The following is a 6,200-nucleotide window of genomic DNA, read 5'->3' as shown; positions in this document are numbered from 1 at the left end:
GAGCCCTGCCCGGACCCGCGGGAGCAACTCCTGGCGATCTTCGACTGGCCGCCGGGGCGGACGGACGGATCTCCGGTGGAGCCGCCCACAGGCGTCTGTGGCGCTTCCGGCGAGCCGCGCCGTCAGCCGCCGAGGACGGCGCGTTTCTGCGTCCGGAACTCCTCCTCGGTGAGGATTCCCTGCTCCTTCAGTTCGCCGAGCTGCTTGAGCTGCTCCAGCTTCCCCGCCATGTCGCCCCCCGGGGCGGGCGGGGGAGGCGGGGCGGCCGCGGGCGGCGGGGCGGGGACCGTGGGCTCCTGGACCGCCGCCTGTCCGTAGCCCTGCTCCGCCCACCGGCCCTGCTGCCGTCGCGCCACCCGCTGCGACACCGCGGTGGCCGTGCCCGCGACGACGGCCGTACGTACCGCTCCACGCAGTAGACCGGGCATGGTGCCGTCCCTTCCGGTGGCTCCTGGACCTCCATTCGACCACCGCGCCGGGCGGGCCGCACGCCGGCACCTGGTCCGCCGTCACCACCAGGGGGAGGACGATTCGGCCGACTGGGCGTGCCCGGCATGACAGCGTGGCCGCTTTCGGGGCAGCGTGGCCTTGGCACCGCTCTCCGCACAGACGAGGACGCTCACCATGGCAGATCTCCGGCGGCACGGCATCCGCGCCGGCGCCCTGTTCCTTCTGCTCGGCGCCGCGGGCTGCTCCGGACTGGACTCCCAAGCGGTGGGCACGGTGGTGTACACCACGCCGGACAACAAGGTGGTGCAGCTGGACAATCCGTCGGTGGACGGCTGCCACCAGTTGCCGCCCACGGGTGCCAGGTCGATCGTGAACAACACCCTCAACGACGTGGTCCTGCACACCGGTCCCGGCTGCAAGAACCTCGAAGGCACGCAGAGTACCTACCTGGCGACGAAGACCAGCAACCCGGGCATCCCCGACGCGGAGCCGTGGATGAGTTTCACCGTGGTCGGCGGGAACGCCTGACCAGGGGTCATCAGGGGCCGGACTCCGCGGCGTCCAGGGAGGCGAGCACGGCCTGGACGGGGATCCGGCCGCCGGCCACGAGCCTGCCCCCGCCCCGGCGGATCGCGACGGCGAGGGGCGCGGCCCACAGGTTCTCGTAGACCAGGACGGCGGCGGAGCTGCCCGGTTCGAGGACGGCGGCGGCGTCCGCGAGGTCGTCCGCGCCGAGCAGGCCGGAGGAGGCGCCCTGGAAGACCTCGAGCTCGCCGAGTCCCGCGGCGGTGAGGTCGGCGATCTCCAGGCCGGCGACGCTCCCGTCCAGGTCCTTGCGGACGAAGGTCAGGTCGAGGATGCGGACGAGCCCGCGGTCCACGAGGTCGAGCAGGAGCGGGAAGGCCTCCCCGGTCATGCGGTTGCCGGGGAATTCGATCACCACGTAGTCGATGGGGCCCATCTCGTCGATCGCGTCGCTCACGGCACTGCTCCCTTCCCCCCCCGGCCATCCCCCGTGCCATTGGACCACCGGGAGGGGGTCATCGCACCTCGGCCCGGGCCGCCGCCCCGGCGCTGATGCGGCGCCAGATGGCGCGCTGGCACCTGAGGGTCCCGGTGCCGACGAGGATCAGCACGACGACGTTGAGCAGCAGCTGGAACAGGGAGCCCCGCGCCTCGTCCCAGGAGGCGAAGGCGAGCGAGACGCCGAGGTCGGCGCCGGCCGGGATGGTCGTCACGGAGATGAAGACGCCGAGCAGGGCGCTGGTGCGGGCCTCGGTGAGGGAGACGATGCCGACGATCCCGGCGAGCACGGCCACCACGAGGGAGAAGAAGTTGGGGGTGTTGATCAGGTGGGCGACCGGCCGCACCCCCAGCCGGAAGGCCTCCGGCTGCAGGTCGAAGGCCCGTACGAGCAGGGCGAAGAGCAGCGTGGCGGCGATGGCCAGCGCGAAGCCCACGAGCAGGGCCCGGAGCCCCTCCCGGACCCGGGCGCGGTCGTGGCGGTCGATGCCGAGGGCGACGCTGGTGATGGCCCCGTACTCGGGTCCGACGACCATCGCGGCCACGATGAGGATCTGCGAGTTGCTGATGATGCCGACCGCGCCGATGATCCCGGCGATGACCAGCAGCAGGTGGAAGCTGGGCGGGTAGCGGCCCTCGGCCCGGATGCGGGCCTCGACCTGGTCCCACACCGGGGTGCGCAGCCGTGCGCCGGGGGAGGCCGCTCCGGCCCGCTCGGCGGTGTCGGAGAGGACGACGTCGACGGGGTCGAGGACGAGCGATCCGCGGCGGTCGATCCCGAGTTCGCGCAGCCCGCGCAGGACGGTGTTGGCTGCACCGGTCAGCACGTCGCACTCGATGGCGTCGCCGTCCGGGTGGCGGGCGCCGCCGCGCAGCAGGACGAGGTTGAGCACGCAGGGATCGGCACCGAGCGCGGTCAGCGCCCGGTCCGTGAGGTCCGGCGGGCTCACCGCACGGACATGGATCATGTCCACCCCTGCATTACGCCCGCGACCGGCGGGGGCGGCAACTCGGCGCGGCGCAGCGGGGGCAGGCTCAGGCGGTGAGCTGGAAGAGGCTCTTGGCGACCAGGACCAGCCCGATGACCAGGCACAGCCCGATGATCGCCTGGTCCTGGTGGCCGTCGAGCCAGGTGCGCAGGACGCGCAGCCGGACGCGGGCGGAGTCCGGGGCGACGAGGGTGTAGACCTCCATCGTCAGCAGGGTGGAGCTGGCGATAAGGCAGTACGCCATGAGCGCCAGGTAGGACTCGAGGTGGGACAGGTCGGCCTCGACGACGGTCGCGGCGCCCGCCGCGACCAGTCCCCACGGCTGGAGCAGCACCGCGAGGCCCGCGGACGACCAGGCGGAGACGCGCTCCAGGCGGCTCGTCATCCGGGACGGCCGGTGGGGGCGCGCCGCGCGGCGCCTGCGGTGCTCGGCGTAGCCCACCAGGCCGACGCCGACGGCGAGTTTGCCGGCAAGGGCGGCCGTCGAGGGCGAGGACTTCGGCTCCGGGGGCTTGCCCTGGGTCAGCAGCAGCACCGCCGCGACGACCGCGACCAGGCAGGCCAGCCAGGCAACGATGAAGGCCAGTCCCTTCCACGCCCCGCCGCGGGTGCTCAGCACCAGCACGAACGCCATCAGCGGGAACGGGAACAGGGTGACGGCCAGCCCGATCAGGACGAGGTCAAGGACCATCGCCGCCCCCGCCGGGGGCCGGGGGCCCCGGAAGGTGGCCGGCCGCGTCCATGGGGTCATGGTCACCGGGACCGCCCAGGGGCACAACTCCGCGGCCCCGGGTCGGGCTCGCCGGACCCATGTGCCGGGCTTACGTTTGAGGGGGCCGGCGCACCCACGCATTCCCGGCGAGGTCCGTGCGGCCCGGAGGACGGTGACCGCGATGACCGTGGACGCCCGGTGGAGTTCGCCCGGGGAGCGGGCCGCGCGCGGCAAGGCGGCCCGCAAGAGGACCCCCCGCTCCGCCCACGCGGAGTACGCGCCCGCGGCGGACCGGGCCGATCCGGTGGACGTCGTGGAGGGGCAGTCGGCGCGGCGTGTGCCGGAGCTCGTGCCGATCCGCTACGGCCGCATGGCCGAATCGCCGTTCCGTTTCTACCGCGGGGCGGCCGCGGTCATGGCCGGGGACCTCGCGCACACGCCCCGCTCGGGCCTGCGGGCCCAGTTGTGCGGGGACGCGCACCTGCTCAACTTCCGGCTGCTGGCCTCGCCGGAGCGGCGGCTGATGTTCGACATCAACGACTTCGACGAGACCCTGCCGGGCCCCTGGGAGTGGGACGTCAAGCGCCTGGCCGCCAGTCTGGTCATCGCGGGCCGTGCCAACGGCTTCTCGGCGGCCGAGCGCGCGGGGGTGGTGCGGGCGGCGGTGGGAGCGTACCGGCGGCGGATGCGCGGCTTCGCCGGGATGGGCAACCTGCAGGTCTGGTACACCCGTTTCGAGGCGGACCGGTTGCAGCAGCAGTTCGCCCCGATGATGGGCGGCGAGGACGTGCTGCGCTGGGAGCGTGCCCGGGCCCGGGCGCGGGCCCACGACACGCTGCAGGTCTTCGACAAGCTGACCCGGGTGATCGACGGCAGGCGCCTGATCGCCCCTGATCCCCCGCTGCTGATGCCGCTGCGCGACCTGCTCGACGGCGACGCCCGCGCCGCCCTGGAGAAGGAGATCTCCCGGCTGGTCGAGCGCTACGGCCACTCCCTGCAGCCCGACCGCCGCTTCCTGCTGGAGCAGTACCGGCTCGCCGACTGCGCGCGCAAGGTCGTCGGGGTGGGCAGTGTGGGGACCCGCTGCTGGATCCTGCTCCTGCTGGGCAAGGACGACGAGGATCCGCTGTTCCTGCAGGCGAAGGAGGCCGAGGAGTCGGTCCTGGCCCCGTACGCGAGGGCCGGCCCGCACCGTACGCAGGGCGAGCGGGTGGTCGCCGGGCAGCGCCTGATGCAGGCGACCAGCGACATCTTCCTCGGCTGGGAACGCCTCCACGGCATCGACGGGCGGCAGCGCGACTTCTACGTACGGCAGTTGCGCGACTGGAAGGGCATCGTGGTGGCCGAGAGCCTGGTGCCCAGGACGATGACGCTGTTCGGGGAGGTGTGCGGCGCCACGCTGGCCCGGGCGCACGCGCGGTCCGGGGACCGGATCGCGATCGCCGCGTACCTGGGGGGGTCCGACGTCTTCGACCGGGCCGTCGCCGGGTTCGCCGAGGCGTACGCGGACCAGAACGAACGGGACCACCGGGCACTCGTGGACGCCGTCCGCACCGGACGCGTCCGGGCGGAGGCCGCCTGAACCGGCACCATGGCGACGCCCGCCGGGGGTTCGCGTACCCGGCGCTCCTCAGGGGTGCGGCGACGCGGGCCGTGACGCCGCGCCGGACGCGGGCGGCCGCCCGCCGCCGAGCGGCGGCAGGGGCGGGATGTCCGGGCCCTGCGGCAGCAGTTCGGCCGCCACGAAGGCGACGACCACCGCCAGCACCACGACCGGCACCGATGCGGTGTTGCCGAGCAGGAGCACCACGAGCACCACGCTGCTCACCGGCAGGCGCATCGCGGCGGCACCCGCGGCCGCCATGCCCGCCGCCATCGCCGGGACGACCCCGAAACCCGGCAGCGGGGCGGCCAGCAGCCCGGCGGCGCCGCCGAGGAAGAGCGAGGGGAAGATCGGGCCGCCGCGCAGGCTGCCCAGGCACAGCCCGTAGCCGACGCCCTTGCACAGCAGCACCGCGACCAGGGCGCCGGCCGGCCAGGCGTGCGGGTCGGCGGCCATCTGCGCCAGCGCCGCCTGCCCGGAGGAGGCGACCTCCTCCGGTGTGCGGCCCGTGGCCAGCGCGTACACGGCGGCGCACACGCCGGCGGCGAGTGCGCAGAGCACGGTGTGCGGCAGCGGCCGGCGGGAGACGAACACCGCGGCGGCCTTGCCGCCGGTGAGGATCAGGTGCACGGCCACTCCGACCGCCAGGGCGAGCAGCACGCCCCACGCCACGTCGCCCGCGTCGAGGGTGGGCGGGCGGGGCAGGCCGATGTCGAGGTGGGTGGTCTTCAGTCCCGTCCAGCGGCCGAAGCCGGTGAACACGATGTCGCCCACGCCGCTGGCGAGCAGGGCCGGCAGCATCACGGCGAACAGCTGGGACCCGCCGACCCCGGCCACCTCCATCAGGAGCACCGCGGCCACCACCGGGTTGCCGAAGATCGTGGCGATCGCCGCCGCGGAACCGGCCGCGCCGACCAGCGCGTTGGTCTGCGGGGTCGCCGGCGAGCGGACCAGGTCGCGGAAGAGCAGCGCCAGTGCGCCGCCGAAGGCGATGAGCGGGGCCTCGGGCCCGAGCACCGCGCCCAGCGGCAGGCCCGCCAGGGCGGCGAGGACCACGCCGGGCAGGGCGGAGGTGGCCATCCCGCCGGTGTGCAGGCCGCCGGCCGGGACGTGGCCGCCGCGGCCCGGCATACGGGTGACGACCAGGCCCACGACCGCACCGGCCAGGGTGAGCAGCGGCAGCGGCCACCACCACGGGGGCGTCTGCAGGCCGAGGTGCCCGGGCAGCACCTCCCACAGCAGCCGCTCGAGTTCGTGGAGGGCGACGAGGAACCAGAAGGCCAGGAAGGACACCGGGATGCCGATCACCGCGGAGAACACGAGCGTCCTGCGGTACGCCGGCCGGCGCAGCAGGTCGCGCAGCTGGTCGGCTTCCTGGGGCTGGTTCACGGGAGGGCTGATCGTCGTCCTCCTCGTTCGCGAA

At 74.3% G+C, this 6,200-nt stretch carries 7 protein-coding genes; 2 read left to right on the top strand and 5 right to left on the bottom strand.

What is annotated here, in order from left to right:
* Positions 1-122: 122 nt before the first annotated feature.
* Complete coding sequence (locus ABZ312_RS28430; protein WP_500439045.1) at positions 123-428, bottom strand: SHOCT domain-containing protein; 306 nt, start codon at positions 426-428, stop codon at positions 123-125.
* Positions 429-624: 196 nt separating this feature from the next.
* On the opposite strand from ABZ312_RS28430, the gene ABZ312_RS28425 reads away from it, so the two are divergent.
* A complete protein-coding gene (locus ABZ312_RS28425; RefSeq protein WP_500328386.1) occupies positions 625-978 on the top strand; it encodes a hypothetical protein in 354 nt (117 codons plus the stop codon).
* 10 nt (positions 979-988) lie between these two features.
* Here ABZ312_RS28425 and ABZ312_RS28420 read toward each other — a convergent pair whose 3' ends face one another.
* The 3 genes from ABZ312_RS28420 to ABZ312_RS28410 form a co-directional block, all read right to left on the bottom strand.
* Entirely contained in the window at positions 989-1,432 is a 444-nt protein-coding gene (locus ABZ312_RS28420; RefSeq protein WP_500328388.1) for a DUF6325 family protein, read from the bottom strand.
* Between the two features lie 58 nt (positions 1,433-1,490).
* A complete protein-coding gene (locus ABZ312_RS28415) occupies positions 1,491-2,447 on the bottom strand; it encodes a DUF389 domain-containing protein (RefSeq protein WP_500328390.1) in 957 nt (318 codons plus the stop codon).
* A 61-nt stretch (positions 2,448-2,508) separates the two neighbouring features.
* Entirely contained in the window at positions 2,509-3,153 is a 645-nt protein-coding gene (locus ABZ312_RS28410) for a GAP family protein (RefSeq protein ID WP_500439044.1), read from the bottom strand.
* Between the two features lie 202 nt (positions 3,154-3,355).
* Here ABZ312_RS28410 and ABZ312_RS28405 point away from each other — a divergent pair, with 202 nt between their 5' ends.
* Entirely contained in the window at positions 3,356-4,756 is a 1,401-nt protein-coding gene (locus ABZ312_RS28405) for a DUF2252 domain-containing protein (protein ID WP_500439043.1), read from the top strand.
* 48 nt (positions 4,757-4,804) lie between these two features.
* On the opposite strand, the gene ABZ312_RS28400 is transcribed toward ABZ312_RS28405, so the two are convergent.
* The gene (locus ABZ312_RS28400; protein WP_500439042.1) at positions 4,805-6,166 is read right to left on the bottom strand and encodes a chloride channel protein; all 1,362 of its coding nucleotides are present in this window, start codon (positions 6,164-6,166) and stop codon (positions 4,805-4,807) included.
* Positions 6,167-6,200: the final 34 nt, after the last annotated feature.

It is taken from the genome of Streptomyces sp. NPDC006207 (assembly GCF_040613835.1).
Lineage (GTDB): Bacteria > Actinomycetota > Actinomycetes > Streptomycetales > Streptomycetaceae > Actinacidiphila.
This window is presented reverse-complemented; position numbering and strand designations above follow the sequence as displayed.

Bases quoted from the DNA above. Each gene is read 5' to 3' on its own strand.
- ABZ312_RS28425 (WP_500328386.1), top strand. From the start codon at position 625: ATGGCAGATCTCCGGCGGCACGGCATCCGCGCCGGCGCCCTGTTCCTT.
- ABZ312_RS28405 (WP_500439043.1), top strand. From the start codon at position 3,356: ATGACCGTGGACGCCCGGTGGAGTTCGCCCGGGGAGCGGGCCGCGCGC.
- ABZ312_RS28430 (WP_500439045.1), bottom strand. From the start codon at position 428: ATGCCCGGTCTACTGCGTGGAGCGGTACGTACGGCCGTCGTCGCGGGC.
- ABZ312_RS28410 (WP_500439044.1), bottom strand. From the start codon at position 3,153: ATGGTCCTTGACCTCGTCCTGATCGGGCTGGCCGTCACCCTGTTCCCG.